Annotated in this window: 21 protein-coding genes; 13 read left to right on the plus strand and 8 right to left on the minus strand. The window is 39.9% G+C overall.

Annotated features, from left to right (window positions below):
- Nucleotides 1-32: 32 nt before the first annotated feature.
- The gene (locus DYI03_RS07285) at nt 33-1,910 is read right to left on the minus strand and encodes an IS1634 family transposase (RefSeq protein ID WP_115367918.1); all 1,878 of its coding nucleotides are present in this window, start codon (nt 1,908-1,910) and stop codon (nt 33-35) included.
- 145 nt (nt 1,911-2,055) lie between these two features.
- Between DYI03_RS07285 and DYI03_RS07290 the strand changes: the two genes are divergently transcribed.
- On the plus strand, nt 2,056-3,033 hold the full coding sequence (locus tag DYI03_RS07290; RefSeq protein WP_021669845.1) for a tyrosine-type recombinase/integrase: 978 nt from the start codon (nt 2,056-2,058) through the stop codon (nt 3,031-3,033).
- Nucleotides 3,034-3,082: 49 nt separating this feature from the next.
- On the opposite strand, the gene DYI03_RS07295 is transcribed toward DYI03_RS07290, so the two are convergent.
- The 5 genes from DYI03_RS07295 to DYI03_RS07315 all read right to left on the minus strand — a co-directional run bounded on the left by DYI03_RS07295 (nt 3,083) and on the right by DYI03_RS07315 (nt 8,938).
- On the minus strand, nt 3,083-4,438 hold the full coding sequence (locus tag DYI03_RS07295) for a tyrosine-type recombinase/integrase (protein WP_021669844.1): 1,356 nt from the start codon (nt 4,436-4,438) through the stop codon (nt 3,083-3,085).
- Between the two features lie 222 nt (nt 4,439-4,660).
- Nucleotides 4,661-6,202: a glutamine-hydrolyzing GMP synthase gene (gene guaA / locus DYI03_RS07300; RefSeq protein WP_021669842.1), complete on the minus strand. Its 1,542-nt coding sequence runs from the start codon at nt 6,200-6,202 to the stop codon at nt 4,661-4,663.
- Between the two features lie 44 nt (nt 6,203-6,246).
- Nucleotides 6,247-7,041, minus strand: a complete 795-nt coding sequence (locus DYI03_RS07305) for a nucleotidyltransferase family protein (RefSeq protein ID WP_021669841.1) — start codon at nt 7,039-7,041, stop codon at nt 6,247-6,249.
- Between the two features lie 99 nt (nt 7,042-7,140).
- Nucleotides 7,141-8,685, minus strand: a complete 1,545-nt coding sequence (locus DYI03_RS07310; protein WP_115367919.1) for a RapZ C-terminal domain-containing protein — start codon at nt 8,683-8,685, stop codon at nt 7,141-7,143.
- Between the two features lie 22 nt (nt 8,686-8,707).
- Entirely contained in the window at nt 8,708-8,938 is a 231-nt protein-coding gene (locus tag DYI03_RS07315; protein WP_021669935.1) for a hypothetical protein, read from the minus strand.
- Between the two features lie 481 nt (nt 8,939-9,419).
- Here DYI03_RS07315 and DYI03_RS07320 point away from each other — a divergent pair, with 481 nt between their 5' ends.
- Genes DYI03_RS07320 through DYI03_RS13670 form a run of 6 tightly spaced genes read left to right on the plus strand, consistent with a single transcriptional unit; the run spans nt 9,420 to nt 14,138 of the window.
- Nucleotides 9,420-9,638: a helix-turn-helix transcriptional regulator gene (locus tag DYI03_RS07320; protein WP_021669933.1), complete on the plus strand. Its 219-nt coding sequence runs from the start codon at nt 9,420-9,422 to the stop codon at nt 9,636-9,638.
- 29 nt (nt 9,639-9,667) lie between these two features.
- A complete protein-coding gene (locus DYI03_RS07325) occupies nt 9,668-10,639 on the plus strand; it encodes a DNA adenine methylase (RefSeq protein WP_021669932.1) in 972 nt (323 codons plus the stop codon).
- Complete coding sequence (locus tag DYI03_RS07330; protein ID WP_021669931.1) at nt 10,632-11,453, plus strand: type II restriction endonuclease; 822 nt, start codon at nt 10,632-10,634, stop codon at nt 11,451-11,453. The genes DYI03_RS07325 and DYI03_RS07330 overlap by 8 nt, the downstream gene beginning before the upstream one ends.
- Before the next feature lie 2 nt (nt 11,454-11,455).
- On the plus strand, nt 11,456-12,298 hold the full coding sequence (locus tag DYI03_RS07335) for a type II restriction endonuclease (RefSeq protein WP_021669930.1): 843 nt from the start codon (nt 11,456-11,458) through the stop codon (nt 12,296-12,298).
- 19 nt (nt 12,299-12,317) lie between these two features.
- Nucleotides 12,318-13,187, plus strand: a complete 870-nt coding sequence (locus DYI03_RS07340) for a DNA-methyltransferase (RefSeq protein WP_021669929.1) — start codon at nt 12,318-12,320, stop codon at nt 13,185-13,187.
- Between the two features lie 33 nt (nt 13,188-13,220).
- Nucleotides 13,221-14,138, plus strand: a complete 918-nt coding sequence (locus tag DYI03_RS13670; protein WP_021669928.1) for a hypothetical protein — start codon at nt 13,221-13,223, stop codon at nt 14,136-14,138.
- Nucleotides 14,139-14,657: 519 nt separating this feature from the next.
- Here the strand turns inward: DYI03_RS13670 and DYI03_RS07355 are convergent.
- Nucleotides 14,658-15,029: a hypothetical protein gene (locus DYI03_RS07355; RefSeq protein WP_021669926.1), complete on the minus strand. Its 372-nt coding sequence runs from the start codon at nt 15,027-15,029 to the stop codon at nt 14,658-14,660.
- Entirely contained in the window at nt 15,026-16,249 is a 1,224-nt protein-coding gene (locus DYI03_RS07360; protein ID WP_021669925.1) for a site-specific integrase, read from the minus strand. Before DYI03_RS07360 ends, DYI03_RS07355 begins: the two co-directional genes overlap by 4 nt.
- A 422-nt stretch (nt 16,250-16,671) precedes the next feature.
- On the opposite strand from DYI03_RS07360, the gene DYI03_RS07365 reads away from it, so the two are divergent.
- From DYI03_RS07365 to secG, 6 genes are all read left to right on the plus strand, one after another.
- Entirely contained in the window at nt 16,672-17,286 is a 615-nt protein-coding gene (locus DYI03_RS07365; RefSeq protein ID WP_021669923.1) for a hypothetical protein, read from the plus strand.
- Entirely contained in the window at nt 17,267-17,896 is a 630-nt protein-coding gene (locus DYI03_RS07370; RefSeq protein WP_004355733.1) for a hypothetical protein, read from the plus strand. The genes DYI03_RS07365 and DYI03_RS07370 overlap by 20 nt, the downstream gene beginning before the upstream one ends.
- A gap of 294 nt (nt 17,897-18,190) precedes the next feature.
- Nucleotides 18,191-19,420 (plus strand): sigma-54 interaction domain-containing protein, encoded by a 1,230-nt coding sequence (locus DYI03_RS07375; RefSeq protein WP_021669922.1) that lies wholly within the window; start codon nt 18,191-18,193, stop codon nt 19,418-19,420.
- The gene (locus DYI03_RS07380) at nt 19,404-19,925 is read left to right on the plus strand and encodes an LptE family protein (protein WP_021669921.1); all 522 of its coding nucleotides are present in this window, start codon (nt 19,404-19,406) and stop codon (nt 19,923-19,925) included. The genes DYI03_RS07375 and DYI03_RS07380 overlap by 17 nt, the downstream gene beginning before the upstream one ends.
- Nucleotides 19,926-19,962: 37 nt before the next feature.
- The gene (locus tag DYI03_RS07385; protein ID WP_021669920.1) at nt 19,963-20,721 is read left to right on the plus strand and encodes a hypothetical protein; all 759 of its coding nucleotides are present in this window, start codon (nt 19,963-19,965) and stop codon (nt 20,719-20,721) included.
- A gap of 8 nt (nt 20,722-20,729) precedes the next feature.
- Nucleotides 20,730-21,107 carry a preprotein translocase subunit SecG gene (gene secG, locus DYI03_RS07390; RefSeq protein WP_021669919.1) on the plus strand — a complete coding sequence of 126 codons (378 nt, stop codon included), beginning with the start codon at nt 20,730-20,732 and terminating at the stop codon, nt 21,105-21,107.
- The last annotated feature ends 78 nt before the right edge of the window (nt 21,108-21,185 follow it).

Raw genomic sequence — 21,185 nt, forward strand, 5'->3', positions numbered from 1 at the left:
ATCTTGCTATTATTATACTTTTTCAGTTTTGGCTATGGACTCTGTGTCCTACAAATTTTTATTTTTCTGAATGGTGCATATTTCAGTTTTAATTTATCGTATATAGCAGTTGCCTGCTTTGAGGGATTGCTGCATTGTCGCATCTGTACGATGTCTCCTAACGGGTTCCTACCTTCCGTGGTTACAAGTTTCTGGGTGCTCATCCTCCGCACGATTTCGGTCCAATAGCAGGATTCGCCTTCTCGCTTCAACTGGCAGCGGATGGTATTTACCACCCAGTAGGCAAGCAGACCGAAGAAAAGATGCGCATCGCTCCGGTCATCGGTCTGATGGTATATAGGACGGAGGTTCAGGTCGGTCTTCAACTGCCTGTTGGTACATTCGATTTCCCGTATGAGGTTGTAATAGTCCCATGTGGTACGCTCGTCGAGTGTTTCTACATTGGTCCGTAGGAAGTATACGCCGTGTCCGGACTCGATGGCTGAGAGGTCTTTGAGCTTCCAGTCTACACGTAGCATTTCCTTTGGTTTTTCTTCGTTTCTAATGTAGTCTATCGCATAGTATCTTGCGATAGAAGGATATTTCTGTATGGCTCGTCCCGTACGCTCTACAACCTTCTCGTAGAGTTTCGTTCCACCTTTCTTTGCAATACCATCATTTATCTTCTTCAGCTCTGTCTCAAACCTTTCACGCCAAAGTTTGTTCATTGACGATTCGGTCATAGCCTTAGATGGAGAGGTTATCTCAAGATAGTAGTCCTCACCTTCGGTGTGTACCTTGTTGAGCGTTATCGTTTGCTTTCGGGCGTCTTTTACCATCACGCTCTTATGGTCCTCACTGAGCGTGTAATCTTTCAGCTTGGTGCGGGATACGCAGAGATAGTTGTAACCCTTTGCCTTAATAAGATTTAGATTCTCTCCGGTTGCAATACCTGCATCCATCACAATAAGCGATTTTTCTTTTTGTACAGGATTCCTGTCTGCCAGCGTATCTATCATATCAGGCAGTGATTTAGGGTCAGCCGTATTGCCTTCCAGGATAGAAGAATAGCGTATGAAGCCCTCCTTATTGATACACAGGGCCAGGACGAGAAGTTTACAATCTGATCGCTTCTCTTTTGACCTACCAAACTGTGCCTTCTTGCTTTCACGCTTACTACCCTCAAAGTAGAAGTTTGTCAAGTCAAAGAGCATCAGCTTGTTATCTATATTAAAAAGGTTATCTGTTACATTGCACAAGTGACATTCTATCTTCTCTTTGAGTTCATAGAGTTTGTCTGTTACCTTGTACAGGGCATTGATACCCGGAGTCCAGTCTTGCGAACCAGTGTAAAGTTCGGCGGCAGCCGAATTATCCCTGAGATAATAATACGAGGAACGTTCAGACACGGCATACACAGTCCGGATGATGAGCGCAGAGAGTGCGGTGTGGATAGAATGGTTGCTCCATCCTTGGTCACGCAGGAACTCTTCCAGTCCCAGCTTATCAATAGTCTGCTTACAGAGCCATTCTGCACCAACATTCCTTGCGTCAGTATGTTCTGCCGTAGCAAGATCGATATAACGTTCAGACTCCTTTCTTGCCTTCTGTTCCTTCTTATCGAATCTATCAATTCCACCTTCCTCTTTCATCCGCTGCCACCACTCATCCGCCTTAGCCTGTTCCAGTTCAGTAAGCCCCTCCAAATGCTTGCCAAATAAAGAATTAGTTCCTCTGTTCTTAAAACGCTCTGTAAGTGCAAAAGCAATCCTTCTCACCTGCAAGGCTGTGAGAGAAGGGTCAAAACCAATATTGAGCAAGATGAGCGAATGTACGTGTCCAGCCACGTCACGATATGACTCTTTTAGTCTATAATAAAGAGCCTTTTCACCAGTTGCCGGATTAAAACGTGTCTGTACATTTGCGTGCATAGGTGCAAAGTAACAAAAAAAAATTGATATGCTGGTGTCCTACAAATCAGATTTACTCCGTATTCAGAAAACGCTACGGCTGATTATTAAGTACTTAGCAAACCTGAAACCCTCAAAACACACTGAAAATTTATGAAAAATAATTATGCCCGTTAAACTTGGGCTAAAAGGAGATAAGGTAGCAGACAATCCCGATGCTTTTATAACAGACTACATCTACAAGAAAGAGGATGGCAAACTTCTCTCCATTGGTACGATAAGAAATCATAGAATTTGCTTAGAGCGACTAAAGCAATTTTGTAAGGATAAAGGATATAACCTGTCTTGGAGACTATTCAATGAAGAATTTGAGGATGAGTTTAGATGTTGGGCAAATGCTAAAAAATCATCGTACAGCCTCAGCACCGTTGATTGTACCCTCAGCACATTCAAAGTATGGCTTAGGAAAGCAGAAGAGAAGGGTAAACTCGTCTCACTGTCATACCATCATTGGCACACCAAGCATAATGTAAAAAATGAAAAGACATCCATCGTATTAAGCGAAGAAGAGATTGAGCGCATTTATCAGCTTGACTTCAATTCAGATACCATCAAAGGAAAGGTGGCTCACAACTTAAACCTCCAAAGGATGGATGAATGTAGAGACCTTTTTATTATAGCTTGCCATACAGCCTTAAGATTTTCTGATTGGGATGAAAATCTCAGAAATGCAGAGATTATAACAGAGAAATGCATCAAGGTATATAATAGCAAAACGAAGAAATATGTAAAATGCCCTATGAATGACACCGTTAGAAAATTAGTAAATAAATATGGCAACTTTGCTTCATTGCCCAAAGCACCATGTAAGAGTACAGCGTTGACTTATATAAGGTTAGCTGCAAAGTTAGCAAATATCGCTGATGATGTTACTTACCATACGGATACAGGCGAAACTAAACAAGATAAAAAGTACAACCTAATAGGTACGCATACAGCAAGAAGAAGTTTCGTAACCAACCTAAAAAAGAAAGGCATTGCATCGGAAGACATTGCAGTGGCAACAGGGCATACCACCTTGTCTATCTTAGAAGGTTATGACAAGCAAACAGACATCGAGAGAATTTCACGCCTAATAGCATAAAGGCAAAAGCCTCACTGTAACCCACAGTGGGGCTTTTGCCTTGTTATACCTATCTGAACGCACGAGCCACGATGTCAGCGTGCTGCTTCTTATCTACTTTGATGTACTTCAAGAAATTCTCTTCCGAGGTATGTCCCGAAATCGCCATCACAGAGATGGTGGGTACACCTTTGAGGTACATATTAGTGCAGAAGGAGCGTCTTGCCGTATGGTTGCAGATGAACTCGTATTTAGCTCCACGGCTTATAACGCTCTTTCCCCCTCTCACCCTGCACAGCGAAGTCGCTTCGTCTATATGGGCTATTCGCCCACATTCCCTAATGTGCTTCAAACAAGCTGTTTTATCTCCACTTCGAGGAAGATTGCCATCGTACTTTTTGATGATGGCTTTCACCATCGGATGCAAAGGGATAATCACTTCTTTGTTGGTCTTGTGCGTGTGTACGGTCATGTAATCATCCGTAAACTCAGCCACAGCCATGATATTATGCCAATCGTGAAAGCGTAAGCCCGTCCAACAAGCGAGTACAAAGAGGTCTCTTGATTGTTCGTACTTTCCACCTTTTGATATTTGATAGCCCAACTCCTTTTGAACTTCATCACTCTTAAAGTCTATATCGTAAAGCCTCTGTATCTCTTCTTCCGTCAAATAGATGTTCTCCACATTATAGACCTTTGTAGGGTACTTATGGAAAGCTCTGTCCATTACCAAATTGTCGGTCTCTGCCTCTGTGAGCCATACTTTCATCACGGAGTATTGGCAAGCTATAGTATTGGCTGAATAACTTTGAGAGCAAAGCCATTCGGTGAATTTCGTTTCAAACTTACGGTCAAAGAGTTTCCAAGTGAGCTTGATGCGTTTCTCCTTGCAGAATTGTTGCAATCGCCTCAAGGAATTTCTATGGTTGTAAATCGTTCCTTTTGATAGTTGCCTTTTGGTATCTTTGTTGAGCATCGAACATTTGGCTTGTATGTAATTGCCGATATAATCCTCAACATCTAATTGTCTCTTCTCGTCTTTGCCATCAATCTTGGCATAAATGAATGTCTTAAAGTTTTCGGCAGAATGTTCCAATGCCTCATCGTGCAAAGTGTTCTTCGTAACCGCATCCGCATAGTCTTGACAAAAGCCCAGTATCTCCTTGAGCCTCTTATTGATTGCTTTGCACTCTTTCAGATTGACTTGTCCGAGCGATGCATCTTCCAATGCCATACCACCATTGCCCCTACTGCTATTTTTAAGCCACAGACGAGGCTCTATAAGCAGATGGGTGTAAACCCTTACTCGTGTGCCGTAAATGGTAGTGCCGAGCCATATTTGACTTTTCGACACACCCAAACGGGATAAGTCCTTGAGCGTGTAGCTCACATTCATTGCCAACTTGTCTTTAATCTCTATCTTCATACTTTTGCTTCTGATGCGTTCCTTAAATGCCCAGCGATTACTGGTGTCAAGAAGTGGTGTCTAAGTCCAATAGAAACAGAGATGATAGCAGGTTGGTGTTCAAAATAGGTGTCCAATCAGTAAGCGAGCTTAACTAACTGATTATAAGCAAAAAGCCTCAACTCTTATTACGAAGTTGAGGCTTTCTTATGGCTTGTAAATGCCGTATTTAGGCACTTTCTACTATTCCCACTCGATTGTTGCAGGTGGTTTTGAAGAAATGTCGTAGCAAACTCGGTTTACTCCTTTTACTTTATTGATAATTTCGTTTGAAACCTTTGCCATAAAGTCGTAAGGAAGTTGCGCCCAATCGGCTGACATTGCATCGGTACTGGTTACAGCACGCAATGCTACTGGGTGTTCATAGGTGCGTTCATCGCCCATAACGCCCACACTGCGGATTGTAGACAAGAGAATGGTGCCTGCTTGCCATACTTTATCGTACAATGCTTCGCCATCTTCGCAAACATAGTTTTGCATATTTTCAATGTAAATATCGTCAGCATCTTGGAGAATACGTACTTTCTCACGAGTAATATCACCCAAAATACGCACAGCTAAACCTGGTCCTGGGAATGGGTGGCGCTTGATTAAACGTTCAGGCATACCCAATTCGTAACCCACACGGCGCACTTCGTCTTTAAACAACCATTGCAATGGTTCGCAAAGTTTCAAGTTCATCTCTTTAGGCAGACCACCTACGTTGTGGTGGCTCTTTATAACCATACCCGTAATGCTCAAACTTTCAATGCGGTCGGGATAGATTGTGCCTTGTGCTAACCATTTTGCATCGGTTATTTTCTTAGCTTCGGCATTAAAAACTTCAACAAAGTCGCGACCAATAATTTTGCGTTTTTGCTCTGGTTCGGTAACTCCAGCAAGGTCGGCAAAGAACTTTTCTGACGCATCAACACCGATTACATTCAATCCCAAACCCTCGTAAGCCTCCATTACCTTTGCAAACTCGTTCTTACGGAGCATACCATGGTCTACAAAAATACAGGTAAGATTCTTTCCAATGGCACGATTTAACAAGGTAGCACATACGGAAGAATCGACACCACCAGAAAGTCCGAGTATCACACGGTCGTTTCCTAACTGCTCTTTCAGTTCCTTTACGGTTGTTTCAACGTATGAAGCAGGACTCCATTCTTGCTTGCTACCGCAAATATCTACCACAAAATTCTTTAAAAGAGTTGTACCTTGTAAGCTGTGGAACACCTCTGGGTGGAACTGAACTGCCCACAAAGGCTGTGTTGTAGAAGCGTAAGCAGCAAACTTTACATCGCTTGTTGAAGCAATGGTTTTGCAATCTGAAGGAATTGAAGTAATGGTATCGCCATGACTCATCCACACTTGTGAGTGCGCATCGAAGCCACGGAACAATGGATTTTCGGTATCAACGGTTGCTAAATTGGCACGTCCGTACTCGCGTGTACCCGTTTGTTCCACCTTACCGCCATTCTTATGCGAAATATATTGCGCACCATAGCAAATGCCAAGTACTGGTATTTTGCCCACAAATTGGCTTAAATCCACTTGGAAAGCCTTTGGGTCATGAACCGAATAAGGCGAACCAGAAAGAATAACACCAATCACTGACGGGTCGTCCTTTGGGAATTTATTGTATGGAAGTATCTCACAGAACGTATCTAATTCGCGCAAACGGCGACCAATTAGTTGCGTTGTCTGTGAACCAAAATCCAAAATAATGATTTTTTGCATATTCTGTATATTGTTATTTTCTATTCTTTTGTCTTTATTGCTGCTTAATAACCCAATTTTTGAGCAAATTTATCAGCTTCTGCGAGGGTATCTAACTTGCCAACGTCCATGAGTTGAAGGTCGGTTTTCACCTTTCCTATAAAACGTAAGTCCTTTGCGTATTTCAAATAGAAGTCCATGATAGGGAACTTTTCGGGGCATTCGTTCATGGTTTCAAACACTTTCCCGCCCACAACGTGTATTCCCGAAAAAGCAAAAAGCATGTAACCATGTTGTTCGTTGGTAGCATTGTCGCCATAAGGTTGCGTAAAAGTCAAGTTTTTTAAGGCTTCATAAGGCGATTTTACCTCACCTGTATCAACATTTGTCCACCCTACTAAACGCATATCCTTATCAAAAACAAGATAACGTTTTGTTTTTCGTGGACTGACTAATAGCACAGCATCAGCTTTTTTCTCTACTCCTGCTTCACAAGCATAAGTGTACAACCCCTGCAAATCTACATTACTCAAAATATCTACGTTGTGAATCAATACAGGTTCGTTGGCATTAAAAAGCGACACTGCCTTTTTTATTCCACCCCCCGTATCTAAAAGCATTGCCGATTCATCAGAAATACGAATGTCTGCACCGAAATCGTTTTCGTGTAAGTATTCAATTATTTGGTTAGCAAAGTGATGTACATTTACAACCACACGTTGGCTACCCGCCGCAACTAATTGCTTGACAACGTGTTCAATAAGCGGTTTGCCCCCAACCCTAACCAATGCTTTCGGTATTCTATCGGTCAGAGGCTTCAGACGTGTGCCAAGTCCAGCAGCAAATATCATTGATTGCATTATCGACTTATTTTAATGCGTGCAAATTTACTAATTATTTTTTAGACAGCAAAGAAATGATACACTATAAAAATGTAACATCAAGAAACCTTATAAATTCTATTTCTTTGCTTCCAACACTTGTTCTATGCCCTGTTCTCGGTGCGTTATATGCACCTCGATGCCGTATTTTTGGTTTAAATGCTCTGCCAAATGTTGTGCGCTATAAACGGAACGATGCTGCCCACCTGTACAACCGAAAGAGAACATGAGGTCGGTAAAACCACGTTGCATGTAGCGTTCCACATGGTGTTCGGCAAGTTGGTAAACAGGGCGAAGGAAATCTACGATTTCGCCGTCGTCTTCTAAGAAGCGTATAACGGCTTCGTTAAGTCCTGTTATTTTCTTGTAAGGCTCGTAACGTCCCGGGTTGTGGGTGCTGCGACAATCGAAAACATAGCCGCCACCATTGCCCGATGTGTCTTCGGGTATGCCTTTTTTGAATGAAAAACTAAACACACGAACCACCAACGGACCTTTTCCGTCATATTTAGAGAAGGTTGCTGGTCCGTCTAAAGGGTTGGCTTTGTACACGTCATTCTCTACTACCTTGTATCCGTCTGTTCTGTTTTTGGCAGCTTCCTCTATGTGTGCGAATTGTGGAAGTTCGGTCAATCGGCGCAACATATCTAACATATACGGATATGGGAATACTTCTTCGCCCAAATCCAATACATCACGGAGGTTTTGAATGGCTGGGGGAATAGATTCTATGAAGTGTTTTTTGCGTTCAAAATAGCCTCTAAAACCGTATGCGCCCAATACTTGCAACAAACGGAAAAGAACAAATAGCGACAGACGATTTACAAAATGGCGTTTCGAAGGTACTTCCGTGAAATTCATTAAGCTATTGTAGTATTCAAAAACCAATTCACGGCGCAGTTTAAAAGAATACTTTGCACTTGCTTGCCATAGGAACGAGGCGAGATCATAGTAGTAAGGACCTTTTCGACCGCCTTGAAAATCAATAAATTGTGGGTTTCCGTCCGCATCAAGCATTATGTTTCGTGCTTGAAAATCACGATATAGGAAAGCCTCCATTTTCTCTGATGTGAGGTCTTTGGCAAACATTCTGAAATTAGCCTCCAACTTTAATTCATGAAAATCGAGTTCGGTTGCCTTTAAAAAGCAGTATTTGAAGTAGTTTAAATCAAAGAGAACGCTCTCCTGGTTAAATTCAGGTTGCGGATAGCAATAACTATAATCCAAACCTCGTGCGCCACGAATTTGTAAATTTGGCAATTCTTTTATGGCTTTGCGCAATAATTCTTGTTCGTAAAGGTTGTATCTTCCACCAGCTTGACGACCTCCACGAATGGCATCAAAAAGCGATGTAGTACCTAAATCGGTTTGCAAATAACGTGTCTCATCGTCGGTAACAGCAAGTATTTTAGGCACAGGCAATTGGCGTTGGGTAAAGTGTTGGCATAGATAAACAAAGGCATGGTTCTCGTCCCTACTTGTTCCTACAACTCCAATAACGGTTTTTCCGTCTTCATCGGTCATTCTGTAATAGCTGCGATTGCTCCCCGCTCCTTCCATTTTTTCAACATTTGCAGGTGCTTTTCCCGACCATTTGTTATATAAGTCTATGAGTTTTTCCATGCTTTATTTCTGCTTTTCTGCCTTATTTTGTTTCCTTTTTGTTGTTCTTTTCCTCTTCTTCAAGACTCTTTAAAATATCTTGCGCTTGCTTTTCGCCTTTCTTTTTCATTTCGTATTCACGCAAAAAGCCGTCAATAAAGAGTAAGATAAGCATAATTCCTGCCGCAAGCCACACGTTATGCGTAACGTAATAGAGTCCTCCAATGATAATAAAGAACGCTAAAAATAGTTTCCAATTGATTTTTATCTTCATGCTACAAAGTTAGAAAAAAGATTGCAAACAAATATACCCGATGGGTAAGATTTTCTAAAATAGGCTATTTTGAAGCGCAAAACAATAGGTTTTGGAGGAGAAAATAGGTTGTTTTGACTTTTATGGCATAACTGGAGTTTTACAAGTTACGATGCACAGGATTTAATTAACATTTTTCATTAAAACGGAATTATTGAACCTTTTTTATAAAAATTCCGCTAATTTATACAGAATAGCTTAAAATGAGCATTTTATGAGTCTCTCGCCTCAATAGAGGTAATGGTTTGGCAATAGTTCTAATTTCTGCATTATGCATAAGTTTGCTTGTCAAACAACTCTTTATTTCTCGCTGCAAAGATACAATTAAATTTTGATTTTCCTCTGACTGATATGCTAAATAATAATAAAAGTGTAATAAAAATAATCTGATTTCAAAAATATTCCATTATCTTTGCGCTGAACGCAATAATAAAGATAAACGATGAAAGATATAAATCGCATAAAAGTCGTGTTGGTAGAGAAGAAGCGGACAAGCAAATGGTTGTCCGAGCAATTAGGAAAAGATCCTGCAACAATCTCAAAATGGTGCACCAATACCTCACAACCAGATTTAGTAACATTGACCAAGGTAGCTGCTCTACTGGATGTTGATGTTCGTCAGCTTATCAATAAAACAAAAGGTATAAATACTGATGATTGAAAAATCATTAGTTCAAAAAAGGATTAATAATGAATACAAAAGCAAAACCATTCATCAAATGGGTTGGTGGAAAAGGACAGCTCATAGAACAACTGGAAGCAAAACTCCCAGCTGACTTTGATAATTGGGATAGTGCGACATACATAGAGCCATTCGTTGGCGGTGGTGCTATGTTGTTCTACATGCTGCAACAGCATCCAAATATCAAACGTGCCGTAATCAATGACATCAACAGTGACTTGATTACGTGTTACCGAACTGTTCGGGACAATGTGGAAGAGTTGATTCCTGCATTGCAGGATATTCAAGCCCAATATTACGCTTTGCAAAATATGGACGCAAAACGTGAGATGTTTATGGCTGTACGCCAACGCTACAATGAGAAAAATCTTGACACAATAGAAAATACAGCAAAGTTTTTCTTCCTAAATCGTACTTGCTTCAATGGGTTGTATCGTGTTAACAAGAAAGGTTTGTTCAATGTTCCTTGCGGAAAGTATATGCAGCCACAGATTTGTGATGAAGAAACACTTAGGGCTGATAGTGAATTATTGAAGCGAGTGGAAATCTTGGAAGGTGATTTTGAAAATACCTTACTTTGTGCTAATGGCAAAACATTATTCTATTTTGATCCTCCTTACCGTCCGCTTAGTGACACTTCAAGTTTTAATGACTATACTAAAGAAGCGTTCAATGATGATTCACAAGTTAGACTGAAAGAGTTCTGTGACAAAGTGGTAGCTGAGGGACATAGCTTTATGTTGAGCAATTCTGACTGCAAAGGAAAAAATGAAGCAGATAATTTCTTCGATGTGCTATATGCTGATTACTATATTGATAGAGTTATGGCTTCTCGTAATGTGAATGCAAACGGAGCGAAACGAGGAAAGATTTCCGAACTGTTAGTCCATAGTTATCGCAACACGAAAGATTGGCAATTGAACGACATTAACAACCACAAGTCACAACGTGTGGCTATAAAACAAAAGGCTTATGCTTAAAGATTTCGATAAGTTCATGTCTCAACTAAAAGAGACAAACCAAACGTTGGACTTCTTCTGTGACTTTGAAAAAATCTCACAGAACGTGGAGGATATAAAGTTAAGCCTGTGTATGCTCAATAGTCTCATTGGGGCATCCGACTTACGTAAAAGTGTCGAAACAATATGGAACAGGGACGAGAAAGCCTTTTCCGTTATGGACATATTGGTAGCAGTTCGTACTCGTGACAAGAAAAAGATACTTGATTCTGTAGGAAACTGCGTTCCTTTGGAAAGCATGTTCACTTCTGTTGATTCTGTTATGACATTCTTGGCAGAAACAGGACTTGGTGATGTTCTTCAAAATCAGAATGTCAAGAATCTTGTGGATTATGTCTTTGGCATTGAAACAGGATTGGACACGAATGCAAGAAAGAATAGAAGCGGACACGTTATGGAAAATACGGTAGCCAATATTCTTGCTAATGCTGGCGTTCCTTTCAGACAAGAAGTGTATTCGAGAGAATGGACTGCAATTACCGAAGTGTTGGGAGACGACGAAAAGCGTTTTGACTTCGTTATTGAGACCTCATCAAAAGTATATCTGATTGAAGTCAACTTTTATAGTGGTGGTGGTTCAAAACTGAATGAGGTTGCGCGCTCGTACTCAGATATTGCACCGAAGATAAACTCCGTTGAGGGTTTTGAGTTCGTTTGGATTACAGATGGCATAGGCTGGAAGTCTGCAAAAAATAAATTGCAAGAGGCATACGGAATTATTCCAAGTGTGTACAATCTCTCATCTGTTCAAGATTTTATAAATAACATAAGATAGCTATGATACAAAAGGAAAAATTCTCAGTATTCTTTGATAATATAACAGAAATAAAAATAGGTCTTGATTATTATACAGACTTCAAAAAAGTCATAAACAATGTCAATACCATATCCTTGCGACTTACCCAATTGAACTATTTGGTAGGGCAAAAAGATATGCGTAAGGCTGTAGAAGAAGTTTGGGAAGAGAACCCTAAAGCTTTCTCTGTTATGGGAATACTTGTTGCAGTCAGAAAAAAACAAAATAAAAAAGCATGGGGACGTGACGGAAGTGAGCGTCTCGTATATAACTATTTTGATAGTGTTGACCATATCATGGAGTTTATTGAAGACTCTGGATTGCTTACAGTTCTACAAGACAAACACATTAAAAATCTTGTTGACTATGTTTTTGGTGTAGAAACAGGTCTTGATACTCATGGACGGAAAAATCGTATCGGAGAAATCATGGCCTCCAAAATCGCCCAGCAATTTGATGAGGCAAATATATCTTATGAGCGTGAAGTTCAATCAAAGAAATTTCCTGCTATAAAATCAGTATTAGGAAAGGATTCTAAAAGATTTGATTTTGTTATTTCATGCCCAAGCAAAAAATATTTGGTCGAAGTAAACTATTATGGAACGCAAGGTTCAAAAGTTACGGAAATTCCACGCTCGTACATGGATGTTGCCAAGAAAATAAATTCTGTCGAAGGGTTTGAGTTCGTTTGGATTACAGATGGAATTGGATGGAAAAAAGCTAAAGAACAACTGAACGAGGCTTATGATGAAATTCCGAATGTGTATAATCTAAACACGTTGCAAGATTTTATAAATAAGATTCTTCAAGACACCAAGAACTAAGATTATATGGAATTTTCAAATGGTACAATCATACTATAAATCATCCAACAACGACTTCATCCTTGCCCATGGAGATTGTTTCAAACTTCTCAAAGAGTTTGACTTTAAATTCGACATGATTTTTGCCGACCCTCCTTACTTTCTCTCTAACGGTGGAATATCGTTGCAGAACGGTAAGGTCGTGTGCGTTGATAAAGGGGATTGGGACAAAGGTAAATCGCAAGTGGACATGATGTCGTTCAATATGGAATGGTTGCGTTTGTGCCGTGACAAGTTGAAAGACAACGGTACGATATGGATAAGTGGCACTTATCACAATATCTTTTCTGTGGCAAATTGTCTTACAGAGCTTGGCTACAAGATTCTGAATGTAATCATATGGGAGAAGACAAACCCACCTGTCAACATCTCATGTAGGTATTTCAAATATTCTACCGAATTCGTCATTTGGGCAAGGAAGATGCAGAAAGTACCTCACAAGTTCAACTACGAGTTAATGAAAGAACTGAATGACGGAAAGCAAATGACTGATGTATGGCGAATGCCAGCAATCGGTCGTTGGGAAAAGACTTGTGGCAAACATCCAACACAAAAACCTTTGCGTTTGCTCGTCCGAACGATTCTTGCATCAACCAACCAAGGTGATTGGATTCTTGACCCATTTAGTGGAAGTTCAACGACTGGAATTGCTGCTAATCTTTGTGGACGAAGATTTGCGGGGCTTGAACAGGAAGAGGAGTTTTGTAAGCTGAGCAAGGCAAGGCGTGAGGAAATGGATAATCTTGCAAGTTTTGACAACTTGATAAGTCATATTGAAGATTTGAAAAAATTGCAAGACTACTCAATGGTGAATGAATCTATAAGTGGATATATACAAACTCCATTTTAAATAAAGAATAAGGATAAAATAATAAGAAAAGGTATGGCAACAAACTTAGAAGATTACAAGATACATTTACACTATCTTCTCAGCAAAGAAGGTATACATGTCATGGATGCAAAAGTTCATAATGAATGTGAACGACATTTCTTGCGTGCATTGGATGCTATAAAGCAATACACAGGTGACTTTCAGATTGAAGTTTCTGTACCCAATGAAGGAGGCTACATTGATGAATTTCTTATAAAGATAGCAGATTCTTCTTTAGTAGATTTAATAAGAGATTTTGTAGTAGCTTTCATTACTTATTATTTTACGAAGAAAACAAATGTCAGAGATGATATTCTTAAAGGTTTAGACATTGTAGAAAAGATCAAAAATGGTAATTTCTGTAAAGAAGAAGCATTGGCATTAGTCGCACATGATAAAAAACTTAAGAAAATAATAAGTGACTATTATAAGGCAGCAGAGCATGACCAACAAATACAAAGGATAGAAGTGTCATCAGAGCAACCAGAAACCCAACCAATCTGTTCAAATATATGTAGAGGAGATTTCCATACGCATATCATAGATACAGAAAGTTCAGAGGACACTCAAACGATAGAAGGAACGACGATAGCCATACTTTCACCTGTTTTACAAAAAGGACATAGTAAAACTTGGAATGGTATCTATTCTGGGAAAACAATTCCATTTAAAATTGAGGATAAAGATTTTCTGAAACAGGTTTACGCAAATGAAATAAAATTCGGTTCTGCCACGACTATAAAATGTACGTTGCAAATTAAAACAAAACGTATTATAGCTGAAGATGAAGCTACAGTAAAAGAAGAAAACACATACATTGTGAAAAGTGTACAAACTTGGGCTGATGACCAATGTTTTCAAAGAGATACCAAACGATACAAAAAGCAAAAAGCAGATGATAGACAACTTACGTTGGATTTTGATTTATGACTTTATTTATTTTTGTACTCTCTGGTGTCATTTTGGTTGTTGTCTAAATAGAGCGACTTCGGAGAACTATTACCAATAATAAGGCAATTTTTGGTGAGTAACTCGAAAGGTTTTGAGTAACTCAAAACATACCTTGCTGTGTCGTTATGGACACAATGTTTTGGAAAGAACAAATCTAATACCATTGAAAACACTGCGGTAGTTCGCCCAGTGGCTGGAGGCGCAAAGTCTCCAAGGAACGGCTCGTTTTTCCTATACTAAATGATGAGACAGATAAATCCCGAGGAATGGGTACCGCCAATACCATTCCTCGGGATGAACAAAAATGTATTCCTGCATGTCATACGTTTTATATGTCATACGATAAACATGTAAAATGTATGACATCAGTGCATTTATGTTTACACACTTCTTTGCATGGATACTTCTTTATCACATTATAACTGCATTTCTATACGACAGTGAATCAGTACGTCAATACGACAGTAAATAACCGAAGCGTCAAAGAAACGACTATATTCAGCTAAAGTTATTTGTCCCTCCGTAGAGTTGCAGGATAATAGCTATTTTCTCTTTTGCTTCGTATAATCTTTTGAAAATGGCATTACGAAGTTGTGCTGCCCCATTAGAGTTTAGACGTAAGCAAAGGGCAAAAATTATAGGGAATCCATACAATGTTTGCCAAATACCTTTGGAAAGTTCTTGCCTCTGTTGGACTTCCGACATCAACAACATACCTTCTTTATATATGGCTCGTATCACAGAGTTGAGTTTCGGGGCTGTGACATAAAGCATATTGACCAACTCTCCCTCACTCATCCACAAGTTCTCCAAGTTGGACGGAATGGAAAGCATTCCATTTTCGTCCACGGTGATTACAGTCCTTTTCATACCATTCCTCCCATCACAGACAAATGCCCCTTGATTCGACTTTCAAAGACAGCTATGTCATGGTCAAGCTTGGTGCTTGTTACCTTGGCGTATATCTGCGTCGTGGTGATGTTCGTGTGCCCAAGAATCTTGCTCACGCTTTCAATCGGCATACCATACTCCAAGGCTAAAACAGCCCAAGAGTGGCGAGAGACATGAAATGAAACTCGCTTCTTGATGCCACACATTGCAGCAACTTTCTTGATGCGCTTGTTGATGCTGTCAAGGTTGCCGATGTTGAACAAATGGTTGCCCTTTCTGAAAGATTTGTACCGCTCAACAATCTGCATAGGGATATCCATCAGCTTGATTTGGAACGGTACCCCTGTCTTCTGACGCTTTGAAACTATCCAAGGAGCACCATTTACCATGCTGATGTTGTCCTCAGTCAAGTTCTTGATGTCAATGAATGATATACCTGTCCAACAACCAAAGATAAAGAGGTCTCTTGCAAATGCCATATTGGGGTCTTCCAACTTTATATCAGTCATGGCAGTAAGCTCGTCCAAGGTCAAAAACTTACGTTCTTTGTGGTCTGGATCAACGTGGTACATGGCAAAAGGATTTCTCGGTATCTTGCCGTTGTAGTGAGCTGCCGTCACGATATGCTTCAGCGGTATGGAGTAAATCCAAATGGAAGACTGTGCAAGTCCGACAACATTCTTCAAGTACAGGCAATAGTCACGGATAAACTCCTCGGTAAGCTCATTCATGGCCATATCGCTGCGCTTGTACTGATACTTGATGAACTCAGCGACATACTTTCTCACCACAAGATACTTGTTGTAAGTGTTCTTGGCTCTGTCCTTGCCGACACGTTTGGCAAAGGCTGCGTTCTCCTTGTCAAAGGCTCTGAGCAAAGTCTCGTACTCCGTACCTATGCCTTGGTAGGCGTTTCTCACCATTTCTGCGGTAACGAACGCCTCACGGTCGGAAAATCGTTGGTAATGCTTGGCGATTTGAGCCTTGATGTTGTCAAGCGCAAAATTCACCTCCTTGGCTTCCTTGCTTTTGCCGATGGCTCTGTTGCCCTTGGCATCCCAAATAGCCTTGGTCACGCTCTGCTTGCAACTGAACTGTGCGATAGTTCCGTTGATTGTCACTCGTCCCATGATAGGAACAATTCCGTTTCTCTCCTTGCTTCCATTTACATAGAAGACTGTCTTGAAAGTGCATCTCATAATTCTTACTTTTTTGTTCGGTGCAAAATTAAACTATGAGAGCTGCATGGCAAAATCAAAACTTACGCAGAATGGGGAAATATGAACCGTCACCGTTAAAAATGCTTATTAGGGCGTTTCTGCGAGGTAATGATTTGAAAGCGTTTCTATTTCATCAATCTGCGTTTTTCGCTTTTCCTCGTTCATGCCACTTAAAGCCAACGACTGCCACAACCACTTGAAACTCAAAATAAAAGCATAATTCTGCTATTTTTTGCTTTTTAGGCATTATTTTTTGAAAAAAATACAGACTAAAAGTTTGTGTTTTCACATAAAAAATATATCTTTGCATATATCACATATGTAACCAAATATACTAACTTAAAAAAAGAAAAAATGAAAAAAAGACTATTAAAGGTTTAGCAGCCGCCACAGCCGTTATCATGTGTTTGGCAATCACCTCGTGTGAAATTTATTCTGCCGTAAAAGCGGCTACAACTTTCTATCAATGCGAGGTACACAAAAAAGATGGCAGTATTGTATCTGGACGTATCGGAGGATTGAGGTCTTCTAATTTCTATGCCAACACTAAAACGGTAAGCATAAAAACAGTCACGTCGCGCGAGAAAATTAGTGCTAACAATGTGCAATATCTTGTGCTATGGGATAAGGATTACCCCACTGTCAAGAATACTCTCATGTATGTAGAATTTGAAAAAGAAGGAAGAAAAGGTAAAAAATGTTATAATAAACGTTGGATGTATGTAGAAGGAGCAGGCGACAATCTTATTATTCTTGGTAGTGGAAGCTATTATCAGATAACACCTAAGGGTGACCTTATCATTTCTTATGTTAATACCGATGGGATACAATACTATCTGTTGCGCAATGCAAATATGCCTATGTATTTCGCAAACAGCAATAGAACGAAAAAAAGCATGCGTAAGATGTGGGCAGAGAAACTCAAAGACGACCCTTCGCTTGTGAACAAAATTACCAATAAGGAAATTGATGTTTGGGACTTTAAAACAATAGCTGATGAATATAATCCAAAATAAACTCAAAAGTATGCTCTTGGCAGCAGTAGTATCTGTTGGTATGTTATTTGCCCCAGTAAATGCCGTTGCACAGAGTGAGCTAGACTATCTGAAAGAGGGCTACTTACATATTAGCCTTGGCGGTGGTCCAGAGTTCTTCAGCAGTCAGTTTGGCTCAAATCCAGGTGGTGGGTTTCATTTAACAGGGCGGCACTATTTCAGCGACCAAATTTTCGGTGGAGTAAAAACCTATGTGGGATTACGTTCTGACAAAAAGGATTTCTATGTACCCTATGAAAAGAAAATGGTAGAATTTGACCAAGATCTTGAAGAATGGGCGATCATGGGCGGTGCTGGCTACGATTTTTGGCAAAACTCCACCAAGCGCTTTTGTCTTTACACCGATGCATATATAGGTTATGGAAGAAGACATTGCAAACAAGAAGATTGGAATGGAGAGAGCTTTCCCACTACAGAAAACACAGACAGAGGATTTGCTGCCTATGGAGGTGTGGCAATAGAATATCGCACCTCGGCTAATTGGTTGTGGGGTGTAGAAGTTGGTGCCATTACCGTAGCTGGGCATTTCGGCGGTATGCTAACAGTAAGTCTTGGACTAATCATGATGTAGGTAAAACTCTATTTGTTCTTTCGAACTCATCAGTTGCAAATACCAATTTGAGAGTTCGACTACTATATGTCATTATGCAAATTTCGGGGTAAGAATTTGAAACAGTTTTAACTGCCTAAAATTCTTACCCCGAAATTTCATATTTAATATATAGAAATCTATTTCAATAATAATAATTTTCTTGTTATCCACTTCATTGAAGAAAGAATAATTTGATTTTAAGTACCGAAAACTTGTTAAAACTCTGCCAAAATTGCAGACTTTTAAAATAAAATAGGTAAATTTGTCAGCAAAATGAACAATTCAGAACTTCAACGCATCAAACAGCGTTACAACATAGTGGGCAACTGCAATGCGCTCAATCGAGCATTAGACGTAGCATTGCAGGTGGCACCAACCGATTTGTCTGTACTCATCGTGGGCGAAAGCGGTGTGGGCAAGGAAATTGTACCTCGTGTCATTCACGATAATTCGCCTCGCAAGCGTGAAAAATATTTTGCTATCAATTGTGGTTCTATCCCTGAAGGAACCATTGACAGCGAACTTTTCGGACACGAAAAAGGTTCATTTACAGGCGCAATTGGCGAAAGCAATGGCTATTTTGGCACGGCTAATAAAGGAACTATCTTCCTTGACGAGGTGGGCGAATTGCCATTAGCAACACAAGCCAAACTATTGCGTGTGTTGGAAACTGGAGAATATATCCGTGTGGGTGGGCAAGAAGTGCGCAAAACTGATGTGCGCATTGTGGCAGCTACCAATGTTAATGTGCGAAAAGCGGTGAGTGAAGGAAAGTTTCGTGAAGACTTATTCTATCGTTTGAATACAATTCCTATTCAAATGCCACCTTTGCGAGATAGAGGCGAAGATATTTTGTTGTTATTCAGACTCTTTGCCATGCAAATGGCTGAGAAATATCGCTTGCCAAAGGTTACATTGACTGACGATGCCAAGCAAATTATGTTGCACTACAAATGGCCTGGAAACGTGCGCCAATTGAAAAACATCACCGAACAAATGTCGGTTTTGAGTGAGCAACGTGAGATTACTGCCGAAATGTTGGGGCACTTCATTCCACACGACCCAGAAAGTACACAGTTAGCTATCATTGAGAAAGGCGGAAATCACAGCTACAAGAGCGAACGCGACTTGCTTTACAAGATTCTTTATGAACTAAGAGGCAATGTAAGCGACCTACGAAGGGACTTAAACAATGTGCGTAAACAGTTGGAAGAAACACGTGCTTTGAATGGCGCAAGAGGTTTTGAGCCGCTACCAAAAAAGCATTCTGAAACAATGCCTGTACCAACCAAAGCAGCAGTAGAACCTGAAAACATGATTGAGTTTGCCGAAGCAGAAGAAATATCAGAACCTGAGGTGCTAAATCTTAGTGATGTAGGCAGACAGATGATAGAAAAGGCTTTGGAACGCAGCAATGGAAATCGTAAAAAAGCAGCACAAGAATTGGGAATTAGTGACAGAACGCTTTACAGAAGAATCAAACAATATGGGTTGGACAGTTAAAAAATTACACCTTATATATATAATAGTGGGCTTATTGAGCCTATCGGCTTGCTCTATTAGCTATAAATTTAATGGTGCAAGCATCGATTATACAAAGGTTCACACCATTCAAATTGCCGATTTTCCTATTCGTTCGGCTTACGTTTGGGGACCCATGGGACCAATGTTCAACAATAAATTGAAAGATATTTATGCCAGTCATACACGCTTAGAGCAGGTAAAACGCAATGGCGATATGATTATCGAAGGTGAAATCACACAATATCAACAGCGAAATAAAAGTGTTTCAAGTGAAGGAAATTCGGTACAAACAGAACTTTCAATTACTGTAAACGTGCGTTTCACCAACAAAGCAAACCACAGCGAAGACTTTGAACGCCAATTCACAGCTTCTGCAACCTACGATACAAGGAAGAGTTTGAACTCGGTACAAGAAGAATTGGTAGAACAAATGATAAAAGACCTTACCGACCAAATATTTAATGCAACGGTAGCAAATTGGTAATCAAGCAATAAACACATACGGAAAGAACAAAAAAAATATGGATATAGCACATTATTTCAATCACCCAGAGGACTTGAATAAGGAAACATTATACGACCTTAGAAGTCTTATTGCGCTCTATCCATTCTATCAACCTGCACGAATATTATTGCTGAAAAACCTTTTCCTATTGCACGATGCTACTTTCGATGAGGAATTGCGCCGTGCTACAGTCTATATAACCGACCGCCGTGTACTATTCGACCTTGTCGAAGCAGCCCACTATCAGTTGGTTTCGCAAAATGAAAAAGCGACAAAGGCAAAGGCAAACAACCAAGAAGAAAAGAAAGAAGAAGAAAACGACAGAACAGTTTCACTCATTGACAACTTCTTAGAACAAATACCTCAAGAGTCAAAAGAAGAAACCGAAATCAAAAGAAAGCCGACACCAGCCGATGCTACTATCGACTACGTAGCTTTCTTGCTGCAATCGGAAGAAGAAAAAAAGGAAGAAACACCAGAATTAAAAGGACAAAGTCTTATTGATAACTTCATCAACAACAAAGGTGGCAACTTCACTTTGCAAGAAGAAACAGAATATCAACCCGAAGAAACGGAAGAGGATGAAGACATAGAAATAGAAGATAATGGATATTTTACCGAGACTTTGGCACGAATTTATATCAAACAAGGCAGATATTCTAAGGCTTTGGAAATTATTCAGCGATTAAATTTGGTATATCCGAAAAAAAATCGTTACTTTGCAGACCAAATCCGATTTTTGGAGAAATTGATAATAAATAATAATAAAAAATAACACATCAAATGTATACGCTTTTAGTAATACTTATCGTAATTGCAGCCTTCCTCATGATTGGCGTTGTTCTCATTCAAGAGTCAAAAGGTGGTGGTCTTTCATCTAACTTCTCATCATCAAATGCCATTATGGGCGTGAGAAAAACAACCGATTTTATAGAAAAAGTAACTTGGGGTTGCGCTATCTTTATGGTAGTTGTCAGTGTCATCTCAACAAGACTTGCTCCACAAGCAGCAACAAGTCAAAGCGTAATTGAAAAAGCAGCAACAGAAGGTAGTGCAACTAACCCTAATAACTTGCCTAACTTCGGTGCAAGCCAACAAAAACAAGCTGCTCCAGCAGCACCTGCTACACCTGCAAAGGCACCAGCAGCACCTGCAAAATAAAAACGAAACAAAAAAAATACAACTTTTGTTTGGAGATAACAAATAAAAGTTGTACTTTTGCACTCGCTTTCAAAAAGC

The sequence above is a fragment of the Prevotella disiens genome (assembly GCF_900454955.1).
Classification (GTDB): domain Bacteria; phylum Bacteroidota; class Bacteroidia; order Bacteroidales; family Bacteroidaceae; genus Prevotella; species Prevotella disiens.